Raw genomic sequence first — 17,706 nt, forward strand, 5'->3', positions numbered from 1 at the left:
GGTCGGGAGGGGCCACCACACGGACAAGAACGGCCACCACACGGCCCGGAGCGGCCAACATGGCGGCGGGAGCGGCCACCACACGGCCCGAAACAGCCAACACGCCCCCCGGAACGGCCACCACACGGCCCGAAACAGCCAACACGCCCCCCGGAACGGCCACCACACGGCCCGGAGCGGCCAACATGGCGGCGGGAACGGCCAACACGCGGAGCGGCGGGGAAGTGCTGGGGCGCAAACGTTTGCTACGCCACCGGAACCAGATCGGGAGCGGGCGGCTCGGGCACCAGTTCACCGCTGAGGAACACCTCGGTGGTGTCCAGCAGCCCGGTCGGCGCGGCCGCGGCGGCGAGCGCCTGGGTCTTGAAAGCCAGCGCCGCCATGCTCAGCCGGTGTTCCACCGCGCCGGTTTCGGCGCTCTGCCGTTCGCCGCCCCAGAACCGGACCTCCGTCAGCCCCTGCTCCAGTGAGAGCCGCACGAGCTTGCGGACACGGGCATCCGTCTCGTACAGGCCGGTGTCGACGGCGAGCACGTGCGGCCGGGGCCCGCGATCACGCGACGACAGCGCCGCTTCGAGGTCTCCGGCGTGGGCGCCGAGGATTCGCAGCGAACGCTCGTCCCCCGCTTCCGGCGCGAGCACCATGACGTCCTGTCCCGCCAGGCAGCAGTCGAACAGCCAGCCGCCAGCGCACCGCACGACGTCGGCCGTGCTGCGCCCGACCGCGATCACCCGCCGCTGGAGCGGCCTGCGGCTGGCCCGGTCAGCTGACGGGAGAGCGACCGGGTGTACTCCTTGAACACCTCGGTCAGCGGAATCGAAGGATCGAGCAGCCATGATGTCTCCATCCCGTAGAGAAAAGCGACGATTTCCACGGCCTTGAGGGCCGGGTCCAGATCCGTGCGGTAGCGCCCGGCGAGCTGGCCGCGCCGGATGCCGGCGGCCACCTCGGCGAGCGCGGCCTGGTAGCGCCCGCCGAGACGGTCGTGCAGCGGGGCGTTCGCGTCGAGGTTTTCGATCAGCAGCACCACGAACATGCCGACCAGGTGCGGCACCTCGCGGAACCGCCGGGCCGCGCCCTCGACCTGCTCGAAGATGTCCCTGGCGCCCGTGGGGTCCAGGTTCTCCTCGTCGTAGGCGTCCCTGGCTTCGAGAACCGCGTGCAGCAGGTTGTCCTTCGAGTCGAAATGGTGCAGGAGCCCGGCCGTGCTGACCCCGGCCTCACGCGCGATCTGGCCGAGCGTGGTGGTGCGCCACCCCTGGCGGACGAGCAGCCGTTGCGCGACGGCGAGAATGCGCTGCCGCGTATCGGCGCCCTTGGCCAACAGTGCCGCGTATGGACGTTGCCCGGTCACCGGACTCCCTTGTCCTCGTCGACCTACCGAACACACACTAGGTCGGTTCCCACTCCTGTGACAAGGGTCTCATTGAGCGAGAATCGCGTTTTCACGAACACGCAGAGTCGGCGGTAAGCCCCTCGACTCGGAGCGCTGAGAACTCTGGCCAGCCCGGGATTTGATCGAGAATGATATTCTCTCTTCCGTAGAGCGTTGATTTCGCGAGAGGAGCCGGGATGGACATCAGCGGGAGCTCCGCCCTTGTGGTCGGCGGCACCGGCGGGCTGGGCGAGGCGACGGTGCGCCGGTTGCACGCCGCGGGCGCGAAGGTCGTCGTCGCCGACGTCGCCGACGAGAAGGGCAAAGCGCTGGCGGCGGAGCTGGGCGTCCGGTACGTGCACACGGACGCGACCAGCGAGGAGGACATCCGCGCGGCCATCGCCGAAGCCGAGGACGCCGGTCCTCTGCGGATCTCGGTGGACACCCACGGCGGCCCCGCCGCCGGCGGCAGGCTCGTCGGGCGCGACGGCGAACCCACCGGGCTCGACGGGTTCAAGACGACCATCGAGTACTACCTCGTCGCCGTGTTCAACGTGCTCCGCCTGACCGCGGCGGCCATCGGGCGGCAGGAGCCGGTGACGGAGGAAGGGCATCGCGGGATCATCGTCAACACGGCCTCGATCGCCGGGTACGAAGGGCAGATCGGCCAGATCGCCTACTCCGCCGCGAAAGGCGGGGTGATCGGGATGACGCTGGTGGCCGCGCGTGACCTCTCGCCGCTGGGCGTGCGCGTGGTGACGATCGCGCCGGGCACGATGCTGACCCCGGCCTACGGCAAGGCGGGCGATCAGCTGGAGGCGTACTGGGGGCCGCAGGTCCCGTTCCCGAAGCGGATGGGGCGTTCGTCGGAGTACGCGCAGCTGGTCCAGTCCATCTGCGAGAACGACTATCTCAACGGCGAGGTCATCCGTCTCGACGGCGCGCTGCGCTTCCCGCCGAAATGACCGTGCTGGCCGGGAAAGCCGCCTTCGTCGCCGGGGCGAGCCGCGGCATCGGGCGGAACATCGCGCAGGGGCTCGCGCGGGCGGGCGCCGCGGTCGCGGTGGCGGCCCGGTCGGAGACCGAGGGCAGGCTGCCGGGCACGATCCATTCGGTCGCCGAGGGCATCAACGCCGATGGCGGGCGCGCGGTGCCGGTGGCGTGCGACGTGACCGACGAGGAGTCCGTCGAGCGGGCGGTTTCCTTGGCCGTCAAGGAGTTCGGCGGGATCGACATCCTGGTCGCGAACGCCGGGGTGCTGTGGCTGGGGCCGGTGGAGTCCACCCCGCTCAGCCGCTGGCAGCGCTGTCTCGACGTGAATCTCACCGGCGTTTTCCTGGTGACCAAGGCGGTGATCCCGCGCCTGCGGGAGCGCGGCGGCGGGTCGATGATCGCGGTGACGACGAGCGGCGTGGAGATGACCGACCGTGGCGCGAACGCCTACTGGGTCAGCAAAGCCGCCGTCGAGCGGCTCTACCTCGGCCTGGCGGTGCAGCTGGAACCGGACAACATCGCGGTGAACTGCCTGCGGCCCTCGCGGGTCGTCCTCACCGAAGGCTGGGCCGCGGGCGGTGGCGGGCAACGGATCCCGCCCGAGGCCGTGGAACCGCCGGAGGCGATGGCCGATGCGGCGGTGGCGTTGGCCTCCTCGGCCGTCACCGGTACGATCCAGCGTTCGGAATCCCTGGATATACCGTGAAAAAAGGGGTGGCGGCTCCGCGAAGAGCCGCCACCCCCGTCGTGTTCGTCAGACCGTCGCCTGTTCGGCGTTCGCGGTGCCGAGGTCGAGATCCACGTTCCCCTGCTCGCCCGAGGTGAGGCTGACGTGCCGCACCGATGGCGTGTAGAGGCTGGTGACCACGGTGTACTCACCGGGTTCGAGGCCGCGCAGCTCGTACCGGCCCTCGGCGTCGGTGACGGTCGTGCCCGCCAGTTCACCGTCAGCCCTGGCGACGGAAACCGTGGCTTCGGCGAGCGGACGCCCGTCCGGCCCGCTGACGATGCCGCGCAAGCGGCCCGCCGACTCGACGACCAGGTCCACCACCGCCGGTTCCTGACCGGTGATCGTGACCGTCAGCGCCTGCGGCTGGTGACCGGGAACCTGGGCCACCACGGTGATTTCCCCGGACGGAAGCCCGGCGAGGTAGAACGTGCCGTCGTCGGCACACTGCGTGCTCCCGACGACCTGTCCCGCCGCGTCCATGGCCGCGACGCCCGCGCCGGGCACCTCGGCGCCTTCCGGCGCGCGGCGGACGATCCCGGTCACCGCGCCGCCGCCCGCGAGCTCGAAGTCGTGCACCGCGCCGGCGGGGCCGACGGTGACCGAGGCTGCCTCCGGCTCGAACCCGGCCACGGTGACGATCAGCGTGTAGGCGCCGGGACGCAGACCGTCCACTGTGTACTTCCCGTCGGCGCCGGCGCGCGCCCGGCCGACCTGATGCCCGTCCGCGCTGGTCACCGTGAGCACGCCGTTCGGCACCGGGCTGCCCGCGCTGGTGAGCAGCCGTCCGGACAGCACTCCACCGGCAGCGGGCGTCGCGACGGCCGGAGTCTCCTGTGCCACCGGGGTTTCACGGGCCGGCGCGGGTTTACGGCCGGGCAGGAAGGAGGCGATGATCAACGCCGTGAGCGCGGCGCCGACGCTGATCGCGAGCACCACCTGGAACCCGCTCTTCGAGGGCACCGAGACGGGGCCGAACTGGGTGGTCATGCTGGCCAGGATCACGCCCGCGATCGCGCTGGCGAACGAAGTCCCGAGCGAACGCATCAGAGTGTTGAGACTGTTGGCCGCGGCGGTTTCCGACTGCGGCACACCGCCCATGACGAGTGCGGGCATCGCGCCGTAGGCGAGCCCGATGCCGAGCATCACGACGCAGGCGCCGATCAGCACCTGCCACACCGCGCCCATCAGCATGATGCTCAGCCCATACCCGATCGCGACGATGAGCGCGCCGATCATCAGCGTGACCTTCGGGCCCCTCGTCCGGGAAATCCAGGCGGAGACCGGCGCGGTGGCCATCATCAGCAGGCCGCCCGGCGCCAGCACCAGGCCCGCGACGACCATCGTCTGGCCCAGCCCGTACCCGGTCGCCTTCGGCAGCTGCAGCAGCTGCGGCAGCACCAGCGACATCGCGAACATCGCGAACCCGAAGACCACCGAGGCGATGTTGGTGAGCAGCACCTGACGGCGGGCGGTGGTGCGCAGGTCGACCAGCGGCTGCGTCGTGCGCAGCTCGTACCAGCCCCAGACCAGGAACACGACGACGGCCGCGATCAGCGACCCCAGGGTGAGGCCGCTGTCCCAGCCCCAGTCCGAGCCCTTCGAAATGCCGAGCAGCAGGCACAACAGCGCCACCGAAAGCCCGAGCGCGCCCACGAAGTCGAACCGGCCGCCGGTGCGCACCTTCGACTCCGGCACCAGGATGACCGCCAGCACCCCGGCGATCGCGCCGAGGACGGCGGAGGACCAGAACAGCACGTGCCAGTCGAAGTTCTGGGCGATCAGCGCCGCCGCGGGCAGGCCGAGCGCGCCGCCGATGCCGAGCGAAGCGCTCATCAGCGCGATGGCCGAACCGAGCTTCTCAGGCGGCAGTTCGTCGCGCATGATGCTGATGCCCAGCGGGATCACGCCGGACGCGAGCCCTTGCAGCGCACGGCCGACGACCATCAACGGCAGGTTGCCCGCGAGCGCGCAGACGACCGAGCCGATCACGAGCATGCACACGCTGAACAGCAGCATGCGCCGCTTGCCGTACATGTCGCCGAGCCTGCCCATCGTCGGCGTGGCGACGGCGGCGGCGAGCAGGGTGGCGGTGATCGCCCAGGTGGCGTCGGACGCGGTGGAGTGGAGCAGCGTGGGCAGCTCGGACACCAGCGGGATGATCAGGGTCTGCATCAGCGAGACCACGATCCCGCCGAAGGCCAGGACGGCCACGATGGCTCCCGGCCGCACCTTGGCGCCGTCCTCCGGGCCGGCGGGCCGGGCGATGGCGTGAGTCATGGGGACGACTCTCCTGTCTTGAGGCATGCTCGGGGACGCGAGTTAAATCAATTGATTGACTTACTATAGCAGGCCCCGATGGCCCTTTTCCGCCGGTCTGTCGAATTCCGGGCACGACGGAGCGTGACTCACCACACAGGAGCGGGATTCACCAGGAGACGGAGTCGATCGCGGCGCCGAGCACCCCGGGATCACCGTCAAGCTCGGCGGCCAGCTTCCGGGCCACCGCCACGTCCTTGCCGACGAAATCCGCGACCGCGCTGGTGAAAGCGCCGACCGAACCCCGCTGCGCGACGCCCGCGAGCGCACGGCTGGCACCGCTGCCGTGCGTGAGCGCGTCCAGAAGCGTCTCCTCGGCCACGCCCAGTTGGCCCGCGAGGCGCACGGCCTCGGCGAGAAGTCCGATGTTGGCCGCGAAGAGCGTGTTGTTGACCAGCTTGACCCGTTGCCCCGCACCCAGCGGGCCGACATGCAGGACGGGATCGCCGTAACTTTCGAGCACCGGGCGCACCTTCGCCACGGCCTCGGCGCTGCCGCCGGCGAAGACCGTCAGCCGCCCCGCGGCGATGTCGTGCGGCCCCCCACTGACCGGCGCGTCCACCACCTCGACCCCGCGAGCGGCGATTTCCTCGGCGGTGCGCGGACTTCCCGTCGTATGGAGAACGACGACGGCGTCCTGCGGCAGCAGCTCGCTTTCCAGGCACACGCGGCGAACCTGGGCGTCGTCGAACACGCACACGAAGACGATTTCCCCTGTGGCGTCGGCGATCTCGGAGACCGGCTGCGCGCCCGCGGCCGTCAGCTCGGCCCGTTTTCCGGGAGTGCGGCCCAGCGCGCGGACTTCGTGCCCGGCCGCGGCGAGCCGTCGCACCATCGGCAGGCCCATCCGGCCCGCGCCGACGAAGCCGAGACGGGTCACTGGCGTTCCCAGACGGTGGCGACCACCGTGCCGAAGTCGAGCGAATCGGTGGCGCGCGACGGGTCGGAGGCCATCAGCTCGCCGATCTCCTTCAGTACTTCGCCCGCGTCGCGGTCGAGCTCGTAGACGGCGAGGTACTTGTGCTCGGACGGCCTGCCGGGCAGCTCCCTTACGCGGTAACGGGCGCCGGACTTCACCCCGGGCACGCCGAGCATGTCGGGCAGATGGATCGAGTCGTACCACTCGTTGTAGTCGTCGTCGCGGCCGTCCTTCGCGTTGGAGAACACCAGCAGCTGCGCCATCGGACTTCCTCCTGCGAGAACACGACTCCCGGGAATCTGCCGGGTCAGTATCGGTTCTTGATCCGCCCGCGCGCAAGTCCTGGCACTTCCCGACGAGAATGTCATTCTGCTAAATTTAGAATATGGTTTCTACGACCGGTGAGCTGACCGGGGACCAGCGGCTGTTCGCCTCGACCACCCGGGACTTCCTCGCCAGGACCGTGCCGGTCAGCCGGGTCCGTGAGCTGTCCGAATCCCCCGTGGGCTTCGAGCGCGACTGGTGGGTCCGCGGCGCGGAACTGGGCTGGACTGCGATGCTCGTGCCGGAACGGCTCGGCGGCGGTAGCGTCTCCGGCGCCCCGATGTCGGACCTGGCCGTCGTCGCCGGGGAGATGGGCCGCGCCTGCGCGCCCGGCCCGCTGCTGACCACGAGCGCGGTACTGACCGGACTCGTGCGCGCGGGCGAGCCCTTCGCCGAGCGGATCGGCGAGATCGTGAGCGGGGAAACCGTTGCGGCGTGGGCGTTTTACCGGCCCGCGCGCGGGCTCGGCCACTATGGCGTGCAAGCGGAACCAGACGGCGACGGCTATCGGCTGTCCGGCGAAGCGGACCGCGTGGAATGCGGCGACCAGGCCGATGTCTTCCTCGTGACCGCGCACTCCCCCGACGGGCTCGTCCAAGTGCTCGTCCCCGCCGACGCGCCCGGCGTCACCGTCACCCGCGTATGGACGCTGGACCTGGTGCGGCATACCGCTTCGGTGCGGTTCGCCGATGTCCGGGCCGATTCGGTGGTGCAGCGCGGAAAAGACGCCGAGGATGCCGTCGAGGCACAACTCCAGACCGCCGCGGTGTTGTCCGCCGCGGAGATGGCGGAGGCGGCCGAGCGGACGTTCGAGTTCACCGTGCAGTGGATGTTCGACCGCTATTCCTTCGGCCGGCCACTCGCGTCCTATCAGGCGCTCAAACACCGCATGGCGGACAACAAGACCTGGCTCGAAGCCTGCCTCGCCACGTCCGCGGCCGCCGCCCGCACGATCGACGAGGACCCGTCGTCGGCGCCGGAAGCGGTCAGCACGGCCAAGTCCTACGTCGGCGCGAAAGCCCCGGTGATCGTGCAGGACTGCGTGCAGCTGCACGGCGGCATCGGCGTGACCTGGGAGCACGACATCCATCTGTACCTGCGCCGCGTGACGCTCGGGCGCGCGTTGTACGGGACGCCGGAGGAGCACCGGCGGCTGATCACCGACCTGCTGACCAGGAGTGCCGCATGAACGAGCCGGTGGAAAGCTTCCGCGCCCGCGCCCGGCGCTGGCTGAAGGAAAACCTGCCGCCCGCGCCGGAAAAACTCGCGGCGGACGGCGACGAGCAGACCTGGGAGCGCGCACGCGTGCTTCAGAAACGGCTCTACGAAGGCGGATTCGCCGGGATCTGCTTCCCGCGCGAATACGGTGGCCTCGGGCTCACGCAGGAGCACCAGCGGGCGTTCACCGAGGAGTCGCTGGCCTACGAAATGCCGCTGGTGCTGAACATGCCGACGTTCGGGGTGTGCGCGCCGACCATTTTGGACTGTGGCACCGAGGAGCAGAAGCGTGAGCACCTGCGCGCGGTGCTCGCCGGGGACGAGATCCTGGTGCAGTTCCTGTCCGAGCCCCGGGGCGGCTCGGACCTCGCGGGGCTGACCACCCGCGCCGAACGCGATGGAGACATGTGGATCCTCAACGGGTCCAAGATCTGGAGCTCGAGCGCCTACGCCGCCGACTACGCGCTCTGCCTGGCGCGCACCGACTGGGACGCGCCGAAACACCGTGGCCTGACGATGTTTTTGATGCCGGTGCACGCGGAAGGCGTGACGATCCAGCGGATCCGGCAGACGAACGGGTCGGACGAGTTCTGCCAGGAGTTCTTCGACAACGTCATGCTGCCCGATTCGTGCGTGCTCGGCGAGGTGAACGGCGGCTGGGCGGTCGCGTCGCGGCAGCTGTACCACGAACGCAGCGCGATGGGCGGCGGTTCACCGTACTTCAGCGGGGCACGGCCGCGCATCGGCGGCGAGATGGCGAACCTGATCGGGCTGGCCCGCGAAACCGGCCAGCTCGACGACCCGCGCGTGCGGGAGGACATCGGTGCGGCGCAGGCGATGCGGGTGATCGAAAACCAGCTCGTCGCGCGGGTCGGGCAGGCGATCGCGTCGGGCACGATGGACGGGCCCGCGGCGTCGGTCATCCGGTTGTTCAAGGCCGAAAGCATCCTGCTGCAAAGCGACCTGGCGCTGCGGATCGGCGGCGCGGCCGGGGTGACCGGCGGGGCGGGCGAGGAGCACGGGCTCGGGCAGGCCGGGCAGGACTACATCTACCGGCAGGCCAACGCCATCGCCGGGGGCAGCGTGGAAATGGCGCGGAACGTGATCAGCGAGCGGGTGCTGGGGATGCCCCGCGAGTACGCCGCCGACCGGGATGTGCCGTTCCGCCAGGTGAAGCAAGGGCGCTGAGATGCCGATCGGGAAACTGTTCCACCTCATTCAGCTGAGTTCCGACGTGCGCGCGCTGGAAGAGTGGTACGCCGACGTCTTCCCGGTGCGGACGTTCTTCGAGCACAACTATTCCGAGCAGGAGAAGCGGGATGCGTCGCTGATCCTGGTCGGCGACAGCGTGCTCGAACCGGCCGCCCCGGCCTTCCGGGAACCGGGCTGGGAGGCGTCGCCGCTGGGGCGGTTCTACCGGCGGTTCGGCCCGCACTGGCACTCGATCGCCTGGTACACCGACGATGCCGGGGAGATCTGGGAGCGCTGCACCGCCGCCGGGATCCGGGTGCTGGCGGACGAACGCCCGGCGCCGGACGGGATCGTCATGACGCATCCCAAGGACACGCTCACCCAGCTGCAGTTCATGGGCCCGCACCGGGCCGTGCGCGACCGCGACCCGCGGCTGCGGCGCGACTGGAACGTCGATGGGCCGGTGGACGGGCATCCGCTGGGCTGCCCCGGGCTCGCCTACACGACCGTGCTGGCGCGCGACCTCGAACGCGCGGAGCGGATCTATGCCGGGATACTGGGCGGAACCGTGCTGCACCGCGATTCGTCGGCGCTCACCGGCACCGACGACAGCTACGTGCAGCTGGGCGACACCGTGGTGCAACTGTCCACTCCGAACACCGACGGCACCCTCGCCGCGGCCGATCTGGCCGCCTGCAACGAAATCCACCATGCGGCCGCGTTCCGGGTGCGGGATGTCGACGTGGCCGCGGAGTATCTGGCTGCCAAGCGAATCCGCGTGACGGCGCGGGACGAGTACACGCTGCTGACCGACCCCGCGACCACACACGGCGTCCCGTTCCGATGGACGAGCCGCGATGTACCGGGGGTCTAGGCGGGTGCGCTGTTCTGCCGCCCTGCTTGAGCGGGCCGACAGTTGACAGCCGTCCGGAAGTAATGCGGACCGGAGGTGAGAATGTTATTCTCTAACCGGCATCGCCGCCGGGTTTCCCTCGCCCATCGGTGATGGTGGGAGGCGGCGGCCGGGATTCGCCCCCGGCCGTCGCGCCGTCCACTGTGGACCGCCGGGGGTACGTGTCAGTCGCCGGGAATCCAGTCCGGGTCCCGTTTTTCCATGAACGCGCGCATCCCCTCGCGCGGCTCGCGGGAGTTTCGCAGTGACCAGAACATGGTCTGGTAGTCGATCGGCCCGTAGTGCTCGTTCAGCATGCGTTTGACGTGCAGCCGGGCGTCCGGGCCCGCGCGCAGGATTTCCGACGCCGCCCGCGTGGCCGCGGAACGCAGTTCGCCATGCGGGACGACACGGCTGATCACGCCGAGCCGCTGCGCCTCGGCGGCGTCGAACCGCCTGCCGGACAACAGCAGATCCCGCGCGATGGCAACGCCGACGTGCGCGGGCAGGACGCTGGCATAGGTGGCGTCGGGGATGCCGCGCAGCAGCTCCGGCACCCGGAACGTCGCCCGGTCGCTGGCCACCGCGATGTCCGAGAGCATCGCGATCAACAGCCCGCCCGCCTGGCAGATCCCGTTCACGGCGGCGACGACGGGCACGCGGCTGTCCCGGATGGCCACGAACGGCAGCACGTCCGGCCCGTCCAGCCCGTCCGGCAGGTCGTCGCCCGGCTCGGCGCGGCCGCCGAGGTCACCGCCCGGCGCGAACACGTCCCCGGTGCCGGTGATGATCAGCGCGGCCAGCTCGCCGGATTCCTCGACCAGCTTCAGCGCGCGTTTGATGCCGAAGTACATGGCCGGGGTGAGCGCGTTGCGCGCCCGCGGGCGGTCGAGTACGCACCAGCCGAACACCCCGTCCCGTTCGAACCGCAGCCCCGCCGCGCCCAGCTCGTCCGCCATGATCCGAGAATAACAGTCCCGATCTTGGAGAACCAGTTTCTCGGATGTGCTCGGCACGCGCCGCGCGGACCCGCCGCTTAAGGTGCCGGTATGGCGGCGGTGGAAGCGATCAACCAGGTCACCCGATATCTCGATCTGGCCGGGGTGTTCGCCTGCGCGATACTCGGCGGCGCGATCGCCCGCACCGAGCGCCTCGACCTGTTCGGCTTCCTCGTCGTGGGCAGCGTGTCCGGGCTCGGTGGCGGCGTCATCCGCGACACCCTGCTCCAGCACGGCACACCCGTCGCGCTGACCGACTACGCCTATCTCCCGACCGCGCTGGCCGGGGCGCTGCTGGCGTTCTTCATCTCGATCAGCGAAAGCGCGTGGGACAAGCTGTTCACCGCGCTCGACGCGGCGGTGATCGGCTTCTGGGCCGTCACGGGGGCGCAGAAGACGCTGGCCACCGGCCTCGGGTGGCTCCCGGCGATCCTGCTGGGCACGACCACCGCGGTCGGCGGGGGTGCCTTGCGCGACATCATGTTGCGCCGTGTCCCGGCCGTGTTCGGCGGGACTCCGCTCTACGGCACGGTCGCCGCGGCGGTCGCCTCCACCATGGTCATCTGCACCTACCTCGGCTCGCCGATCACCGGGATCGTCGCCGGGATCGTGGGCGCGCTGTTGTTCCGGGTCGCCGCGGTGCGCTTCGGCTGGAACCTGCCCAACGGGCTGGAGTGGCAGCCGCATTCCCGGCTCGCGGCCGCCTGGCGCCGGCGCCGGTTCCGCCGGAATCCCCGCGAGGGAAACCGCTGAGGAGTGCCAGAATCACGGGGTGGACGAACCCGTGCTCGAAGAACGACCCGGACTGACCACGGCGGAACTGCTGCCGCTGTACGAATCCGTTGGCTGGTCCGCTTACACCAAGGAGCCGGATCTGCTCGCGACGGCGATCGCCGGTTCGTCCTTTGTGGTCACCGCGCGGCGCGGCGGGCGGCTGATCGGGCTGGCGCGCGCCCTGTCCGACGGCGCGACGATCTGCTACCTGCAGGATGTGCTGGTGCGCCCGGAAGAGCGGCGAAACGGCGTCGGGCGGCTGCTCGTGCAAGCGATGCTCGACCGCTACGCGAACGTGCGCCAGAAGGTGCTGCTCACCGATGACGAGCCCGCGCAGCGCGCGTTCTACGAAAGCCTCGGCTACGCGGAAACCCGCGACTTCGGCCCGGGCACGTTGCGCTGTTTCGTGCAGTTCGACTGAGGCTCAGCGCTGCAGCGCGCCGGATCGCAGCGCCGCGACCACGCCGCCGTCGACGAGCAGGTCCGTGCCCGTCACGAAGCTCGACTCCGGGCCCAGGAGGAACGCCGCCGCGGCGGCGATGTCGTCCGCCGTGCCGACGCGGCCGGTGCCGGACTTCTCGATCATCGTGCGCATGAACGCGCCTGAGGGCGAGGCCAGTTCCTGCTGCCCCATCGCGGTGGAGATGACGCCCGGGCTGATCGAGTTGACGCGGGCGCCGCGCCGGCCCCAGGCGACGCTCGCGGCCTGGACCTGGACACGGTTGGCGAGCTTGGCGATCGAGTACGCCGCGCCCGGCTCGGTCACGTTCGCCGGGTTCGCGAACGGGAGGGTCAGCAGTTCGGCGGGCGCGGTGGCGAGCAGCGCCTGCTCCTGTTCGGCGGGCAGCGGGGGCGCCATGTGCCCGGCCATGCTGGAGATGACCACGCCCGCGCCGCCGGGCGCGATCACCTCGGCGAACTCCGCGAGCACCAGCCCGACGCCGAGCAGGTCGACCTTCAAGATCGCCTCGGCGGACGCCTGCGCCGGGGACAGCCCAGCCGTGTGCACCACCTGGGTGACCCGGCCCAGTTCCGCGGCCCTCGCGGCCAGGGCGGGGACGGACTCGGCCGAGGCGACGTCGACGGGCCGAGTGCGCACGTCATGACCGGCTTCGCGCAAGGATTCCGCCGCCGTGCCCAGGGTTTTCTCGTCGAAGTCGGCCAGCAGGACCGTCCGCCCCGGGCCCTGGCGGCGAGCCGCCGCCTGCCCCATCCCACCGCTGCCGACGACGACCAGCACCTCTGCGCTCATGCCGTTACCCTACAGCTGTCGGGCAGGTTTCAGACGCTGCGCAGCACCGAAACCACGGCACCCAGCACCACGGCCTCGTCGCCGTCGATCACGTCGTACGCCGGGTTGCGGGGCTCCAGGTACACGTGCCCGTCGCGGCGGCGGAACACCTTCACGGTGGCTTCGCCGTCGATCATCGCGGCGACGATCTGCCCGGAATGCGCCTCCTGCTGCTGGCGCACCACCACGATGTCGCCGTCGCAGATCGCGGCGTCGATCATCGAATCACCGCGCACGCGCAGGCCGAACACCGTGCCGCGGCCGGTGAGATCACGCGGCAGGTTCAGCACGTCGTCGAGGTGCTCGTCGGCGGTGATCGGGGCGCCCGCGGCGATGTCACCGACGACCGGGACCGGGACCGAATCCGCCGACGCGCGCCCGCCCGCGGGCTCCTGCAGGAAGGCGCGCACGTCGATCGGCCGGGTGACCGAACCGCCGCGCCGCAGGAAACCCTTGTCCTCCAAGGCTTTCAGGTGCTTGGAGACCGTGGACGACGAACGCAGGCCCACCGCGTCCCCGATTTCGCGGGCGCTCGGCGAGTAGCCGTGGTGGACGACCCAGTCCCGGATCGCGGCCAGGATGCGCTGCTGGCGGGGCGGCAGCGCGGTGGTGTCGAGGTGCTCGAACAGGTCGTCGTAGGCGGTCACCCGCGCCATGGTAGAGGCCGCCGTGCCTGGTCAGCCCGCCGGGTGGGCGTAGGTGTACTCCACAATGGACTCTTCGCGCAGCTCGGTGCCGGCGCCGGGGGCGAGCGGCGGGAAGTAGCGTCCGGCGCGGACGTCGGCCGGGGTGACGAAGTGCTCGTGGAGGTGGTCGACGTACTCGATCATCCGGTCCTCGACGCGCCCGGAAACGGCTACGTAGTCGAACATCGCGAGGTGCTGCACGGCTTCGCACAGCCCCACGCCCCCGGCGTGCGGGCATACGCGGACGCCGAACTTGGCCGCCAGCAACAGGATCGCGAGGTTCTCGTTGACCCCGGCCACCCGGGTGGCGTCGAGCTGGAGCACGGAAAGCGCGCGGGCCTGGAGGAACTGCTTGGCCAGCACGCGGTTCGCCAGGTGCTCGCCGGTGGCCACGGGCAGGGGCGCGACGGCGCGGGCGATCGCGGCGTGCCCGAGCACGTCGTCGGGGCTCGTCGGCTCCTCGATCCAGGCGAGATCGAAGGGGCGCAAGGCATCCAGCCTGCGGATGGCCTCGGCGACGTCCCAGCGCTGGTTCGCGTCCACGGCGATGCGGATGTCCGGGCCGACGGCCTCGCGGGCGATCCGGAGGCGGCGGACGTCGTCGGCGGGGTCGGCGCCGACCTTGAGCTTGATCAGCCCGAACCCGTCGTCGACGGCCTCGCGGCACAGGCGCGCCAGCTTTTCGTCGTCGTAGCCGAGCCAGCCGGGAGTGGTGGTGTACGCGGGATATCCGTCGCTGAGCAGCTTCGCTTCGCGCCCGGCGCGGCCGGGTTCGGCGCGGTGCAGGATCTCCAGTGCTTCGTCGCGGGTGAGCGCGTCAGTGAGGTAGCGGAAGTCGGCAAGGTCGACGATCTCCTCGGGCGTGAGCCCGGAAAGCAGGCGCCACAACGGTTTCCCGGCTCGTTTGGCGCGCAGGTCCCACAGCGCGGTGACGACCGCGCCGATCGCCATGTGCATGATGCCCTTCTCGGGGCCGAGCCAGCGCAGCTGGGAATCGTGCACCAGCTCCCGCCAGAACGCGCCGAGGTCCGCGAGGACCTCCTCCGCGTCGCGGCCGACGACGTGCTCTCGCAACGCCTCGATGGCGGCGGCCTGGACGTCGTTGCCGCGGCCGATGGTGAAGACGAACCCGTGCCCCTCCGGCCAGTCCGGACGATCGGTGCGCAGCCGGACGTACGCGGCCGAGTAGTCCGGGTCCGGGTTCATCGCGTCGGAACCGTCGAGCGTCCGGGAAGTCGGGAACCGCACGTCGTGGGTGCGAAGGTCGAGGAAACGCGGCACAGGAGCACGCTAGACATCCGATGTCTGGTGGTCAAGAATCGCAGCAAGGATTCATTGCCCCCCACCTTGGGCGGCAGACACCCGATCACTGACGTGAGGAGTGCATGGTGAAATTCGCCCGGCTCGGCCCCGCCGGCCAGGAGCGGCCCGTCGTCATCGCCGACGGCAAGGCCTACGACCTGTCCGGGGTGACCGCGGACATCGACGGCGCCTTCCTGGCGGGCGGCGGTCTCGACACCGCGTGGCAGGCCGTCGGCGACCTCCCCGAGCTGGCGGGCGCCGAGCAGCTGCGGACCGGTTCGCCGGTCGCCCGCCCGGGCGCGATCGTCTGCGTGGGCATGAACTACGCCGAGCACGCCGCCGAGTCCGGCGCGAAACCGCCCGAGGTGCCGATCATCTTCCTCAAGACGCCGAACACCGTCGGCGGACCAGACGACCGCGTCGCGATCCCTCCGGGCAGCGAGCGCACCGACTGGGAGGTGGAGCTCGGCGTCGTGATCGGCAAGCGCGCGCTGTACCTGGATTCTCCGGAGCAGAGCATGGCGCACGTCGCGGGATTCCTGGTGGGTAACGACCTTTCCGAGCGCCGCTACCAGCTGGAGGAGTCCGGCGGCCAGTGGAGCAAGGGCAAATGCGCGCCCGGGTTCAGCCCGCTCGGCCCGTGGCTGGTGACCCCCGACGAGGTCGACCACCGGAACCTGCGGCTGCGCAGCTGGGTCAACGGCGAACCGCGCCAGGACTCGAACACCAAGGACATGGTCTTCGGGGTCGAGTATCTGGTGCACAACCTGAGCCGGTACCTGGCGCTCGAACCGGGCGACGTGATCCTCACCGGCACCCCGCAGGGGGTGGCGCTGTCGGGCCGGTTCCCGTACCTGAAGGCGGGCGACGTGGTGGAGCTGGAGATCGAGGGCCTGGGCAGGCAGCGGCAGGAGTTCGTCGCGACGGACCGCGCGTGAGCGAGTTCGACGGGCTCGTCGCGGTGGTCACCGGCGGCGCTTCCGGCATCGGCGCCGCCGTGGTCCGCACGCTGCGAAAGCGCGGCGCGAAGGTGGCGGCCCTCGACCTTACTGAGGTGCCCGCCGAAGACGGGCTGCTCGGGGTCCGCGCGGACGTCACCGACGACGCCGCGGTCCGGGCGGCGATCGAAGCCGTGTCCGTCCACTTCGGACGGATCGACATCGTGGTGAACAACGCGGGCATCGGCGCACAGGGCACGGTCGCGGACAACGACGACGCGGAATGGCTGCGGGTGCTGGACGTCAACCTGCTCGGCATGGTGCGGGTGAGCCGGGCGGCGCTGCCGCACCTGCGCCGTTCCCCCGCGGCCGCGATCGTCAACACCGGTTCCGTCGCGGCGACCGCGGGGCTGCCGCAGCGGGCGCTCTACAGCGCGTCGAAGGGCGCGGTCGCGGCGTTGACGCGGGCGATGGCGGCGGACCACCTGCACGAGGGGATCCGGGTGAACTGCGTGCATCCGGGGACGGCCGACACCCCGTGGATCGGCAGGCTGCTCGACCGCGCGGACGATCCGGCGGCGGAGCGCGCGGCGCTGGAAGCCCGGCAACCGCACGGAAGGCTCGTGTCCGCGGAGGAGATCGCGCACGCGGTGGCGTATCTGGCGAGCCCGAGCGCGACGTCCTCGGCCGGGGTCGGCCTCGCCGTGGACGGGGGCATGCAGGAACTGCGGCTCCGGCCGCGGTGACACGTCGGGGTGGCGGCGCTCAGGCGCCGTCCACGAGTGTCTTGCGGATCCAGTGCTCGACGCCCGCGATGTGCACGGTGGCCCAGGACCGGGCGAGTTCGACCTCGCGGGCGGCGAGCGCCTGCAGGATGGCGCGGTGCTCGGACAGCGTCCGGTCGACCACATTGTCCTGGGTGATCGCGCGCCACATGCGGGCGCGCGTCGTCCGCCCGGACACGTTCTCCACCAGCGAGCACAACACGGGATTACCCGAGCCCGCCGCGATGCGCCGGTGGAACTCGACGTCGTTCGCGACCAGCTCGTCCACCGTCGGCTCTTCGGGGAGCGAGTCGAGCAGGTAAGCCAGGTTCTGGATGTCGTACTCGCTCATGTACATGGCGGCCATCGCCGTGACGGCGGGCTCGAGCACGCGGCGCGCCTCGAAGAACTGCAACACGGTGTCGTCGCGGTGGAAGTCCACGACGAAGCCGAGCGCGTCCATCAGCAGCCCCGGTTCGAGGCTCGTCACGTAGGTGCCGTCGCCCTGCCGGACGTCGAGGACGTGGATCAGCGAAAGTGCGCGCACGGCTTCGCGCAAGGAGTTGCGGGAGAGCCCGAGCCGCTCAGCGAGTTCGGGTTCGCGCGGCAGCCTGTCACCCGGGCGCAGCTCGCCCGTCAAGATCATCTGCTTGATCGCTTCGATCGCGTCATCAGTGACAGACATCGGCTCACTTCCCGCCCTGAGCCGTAGCAAAGGCTCCTTGCTTCACCATACATCGGACCTTTGGGGCTCCAGCGATCGGCGAGGCGGCCTGGCGGCGGAGCCGCCGCAGGCGGACACGGACCGCCGGGGCACGCCACCCGACCGGCCCAGCATCGAGAGTCTCGTCGACGCCGAGCGCACGAGCGAGGGCCTCAGGGCGGATCACGGTGCCGATGGTTCCCTGGCGCAGCGAACGCGCGGCCACAACGAACGCGGCCACAACGAATCGCCCGAGCAGTCCGGCGACAAGACCGCCCACCCCACCGAGCCC

General features: G+C 70.7%; 20 protein-coding genes. 10 read left to right on the plus strand and 10 right to left on the minus strand.

What is annotated here, in order from left to right; all coding sequences use genetic code 11:
• Positions 1–245: 245 nt before the first annotated feature.
• Both FPZ12_RS42250 and FPZ12_RS42255 read right to left on the minus strand, forming a co-directional pair.
• Positions 246–731: a hypothetical protein gene (locus FPZ12_RS42250; protein WP_208026202.1), complete on the minus strand. Its 486-nt coding sequence runs from the start codon at positions 729–731 to the stop codon at positions 246–248.
• Entirely contained in the window at positions 728–1,354 is a 627-nt protein-coding gene (locus FPZ12_RS42255; protein ID WP_144759867.1) for a TetR/AcrR family transcriptional regulator, read from the minus strand. The genes FPZ12_RS42250 and FPZ12_RS42255 overlap by 4 nt, the downstream gene beginning before the upstream one ends.
• A gap of 218 nt (positions 1,355–1,572) precedes the next feature.
• On the opposite strand from FPZ12_RS42255, the gene FPZ12_RS42260 reads away from it, so the two are divergent.
• The gene (locus tag FPZ12_RS42260) at positions 1,573–2,340 is read left to right on the plus strand and encodes an SDR family NAD(P)-dependent oxidoreductase (protein WP_144759870.1); all 768 of its coding nucleotides are present in this window, start codon (positions 1,573–1,575) and stop codon (positions 2,338–2,340) included.
• Complete coding sequence (locus FPZ12_RS42265; RefSeq protein WP_144759873.1) at positions 2,337–3,074, plus strand: SDR family NAD(P)-dependent oxidoreductase; 738 nt, start codon at positions 2,337–2,339, stop codon at positions 3,072–3,074. Before FPZ12_RS42260 ends, FPZ12_RS42265 begins: the two co-directional genes overlap by 4 nt.
• Before the next feature lie 48 nt (positions 3,075–3,122).
• Here the strand turns inward: FPZ12_RS42265 and FPZ12_RS42270 are convergent, their stop codons facing one another.
• From FPZ12_RS42270 to FPZ12_RS42280, 3 genes are all read right to left on the minus strand, one after another.
• Entirely contained in the window at positions 3,123–5,375 is a 2,253-nt protein-coding gene (locus FPZ12_RS42270; RefSeq protein WP_144759876.1) for an MFS transporter, read from the minus strand.
• 148 nt (positions 5,376–5,523) lie between these two features.
• Complete coding sequence (locus FPZ12_RS42275; protein WP_144759879.1) at positions 5,524–6,294, minus strand: NAD(P)-dependent oxidoreductase; 771 nt, start codon at positions 6,292–6,294, stop codon at positions 5,524–5,526.
• Positions 6,291–6,596 carry a DUF4286 family protein gene (locus FPZ12_RS42280; RefSeq protein WP_144759882.1) on the minus strand — a complete coding sequence of 102 codons (306 nt, stop codon included), beginning with the start codon at positions 6,594–6,596 and terminating at the stop codon, positions 6,291–6,293. Before FPZ12_RS42280 ends, FPZ12_RS42275 begins: the two co-directional genes overlap by 4 nt.
• A 122-nt stretch (positions 6,597–6,718) precedes the next feature.
• Between FPZ12_RS42280 and FPZ12_RS42285 the strand changes: the two genes are divergently transcribed.
• From FPZ12_RS42285 to FPZ12_RS42295, 3 genes are read left to right on the plus strand one after another with little or no spacing between them, the layout of a single operon-like run.
• Positions 6,719–7,846: an acyl-CoA dehydrogenase family protein gene (locus tag FPZ12_RS42285; RefSeq protein WP_144759885.1), complete on the plus strand. Its 1,128-nt coding sequence runs from the start codon at positions 6,719–6,721 to the stop codon at positions 7,844–7,846.
• Entirely contained in the window at positions 7,843–9,063 is a 1,221-nt protein-coding gene (locus tag FPZ12_RS42290; protein ID WP_144759888.1) for an acyl-CoA dehydrogenase family protein, read from the plus strand. Before FPZ12_RS42285 ends, FPZ12_RS42290 begins: the two co-directional genes overlap by 4 nt.
• A gap of 1 nt (position 9,064) precedes the next feature.
• The gene (locus FPZ12_RS42295; protein ID WP_144759891.1) at positions 9,065–9,940 is read left to right on the plus strand and encodes a VOC family protein; all 876 of its coding nucleotides are present in this window, start codon (positions 9,065–9,067) and stop codon (positions 9,938–9,940) included.
• A gap of 203 nt (positions 9,941–10,143) precedes the next feature.
• On the opposite strand, the gene FPZ12_RS42300 is transcribed toward FPZ12_RS42295, so the two are convergent.
• Positions 10,144–10,917 (minus strand): enoyl-CoA hydratase/isomerase family protein, encoded by a 774-nt coding sequence (locus FPZ12_RS42300; RefSeq protein ID WP_144759894.1) that lies wholly within the window; start codon positions 10,915–10,917, stop codon positions 10,144–10,146.
• A gap of 90 nt (positions 10,918–11,007) precedes the next feature.
• On the opposite strand from FPZ12_RS42300, the gene FPZ12_RS42305 reads away from it, so the two are divergent.
• Both FPZ12_RS42305 and FPZ12_RS42310 read left to right on the plus strand, forming a co-directional pair.
• Positions 11,008–11,709, plus strand: coding sequence for a trimeric intracellular cation channel family protein (locus FPZ12_RS42305; protein WP_144759896.1), 702 nt, complete (start codon positions 11,008–11,010; stop codon positions 11,707–11,709).
• A 19-nt stretch (positions 11,710–11,728) separates the two neighbouring features.
• Complete coding sequence (locus FPZ12_RS42310; protein WP_144759899.1) at positions 11,729–12,151, plus strand: GNAT family N-acetyltransferase; 423 nt, start codon at positions 11,729–11,731, stop codon at positions 12,149–12,151.
• Between the two features lie 3 nt (positions 12,152–12,154).
• On the opposite strand, the gene FPZ12_RS42315 is transcribed toward FPZ12_RS42310, so the two are convergent.
• From FPZ12_RS42315 to FPZ12_RS42325, 3 genes are read right to left on the minus strand one after another with little or no spacing between them, the layout of a single operon-like run.
• Complete coding sequence (locus FPZ12_RS42315) at positions 12,155–12,982, minus strand: SDR family oxidoreductase (RefSeq protein ID WP_150980754.1); 828 nt, start codon at positions 12,980–12,982, stop codon at positions 12,155–12,157.
• Positions 12,983–13,011: 29 nt separating this feature from the next.
• Entirely contained in the window at positions 13,012–13,668 is a 657-nt protein-coding gene (gene lexA, locus FPZ12_RS42320) for a transcriptional repressor LexA (RefSeq protein WP_144762373.1), read from the minus strand.
• Positions 13,669–13,698: 30 nt separating this feature from the next.
• Complete coding sequence (locus FPZ12_RS42325; RefSeq protein ID WP_144762376.1) at positions 13,699–14,988, minus strand: enolase C-terminal domain-like protein; 1,290 nt, start codon at positions 14,986–14,988, stop codon at positions 13,699–13,701.
• Positions 14,989–15,095: 107 nt separating this feature from the next.
• On the opposite strand from FPZ12_RS42325, the gene FPZ12_RS42330 reads away from it, so the two are divergent.
• Together FPZ12_RS42330 and FPZ12_RS42335 are read left to right on the plus strand one after the other, a co-directional pair.
• Positions 15,096–15,947 (plus strand): fumarylacetoacetate hydrolase family protein, encoded by an 852-nt coding sequence (locus FPZ12_RS42330; RefSeq protein ID WP_144762385.1) that lies wholly within the window; start codon positions 15,096–15,098, stop codon positions 15,945–15,947.
• Complete coding sequence (locus tag FPZ12_RS42335) at positions 15,944–16,693, plus strand: SDR family NAD(P)-dependent oxidoreductase (protein ID WP_144762379.1); 750 nt, start codon at positions 15,944–15,946, stop codon at positions 16,691–16,693. Before FPZ12_RS42330 ends, FPZ12_RS42335 begins: the two co-directional genes overlap by 4 nt.
• A gap of 19 nt (positions 16,694–16,712) precedes the next feature.
• Here the strand turns inward: FPZ12_RS42335 and FPZ12_RS42340 are convergent, their stop codons facing one another.
• Positions 16,713–17,396, minus strand: coding sequence for a FadR/GntR family transcriptional regulator (locus tag FPZ12_RS42340; RefSeq protein WP_144762382.1), 684 nt, complete (start codon positions 17,394–17,396; stop codon positions 16,713–16,715).
• A 37-nt stretch (positions 17,397–17,433) separates the two neighbouring features.
• Between FPZ12_RS42340 and FPZ12_RS46170 the strand changes: the two genes are divergently transcribed.
• The coding region (locus tag FPZ12_RS46170) for a hypothetical protein (RefSeq protein WP_208026203.1) at positions 17,434–17,706 on the plus strand (273 nt) is incomplete at its 3' end.

The sequence above is a fragment of the Amycolatopsis acidicola genome (genome assembly GCF_007713735.2).
Classification (GTDB): Bacteria; Actinomycetota; Actinomycetes; order Mycobacteriales; family Pseudonocardiaceae; genus Amycolatopsis_E; species Amycolatopsis_E acidicola.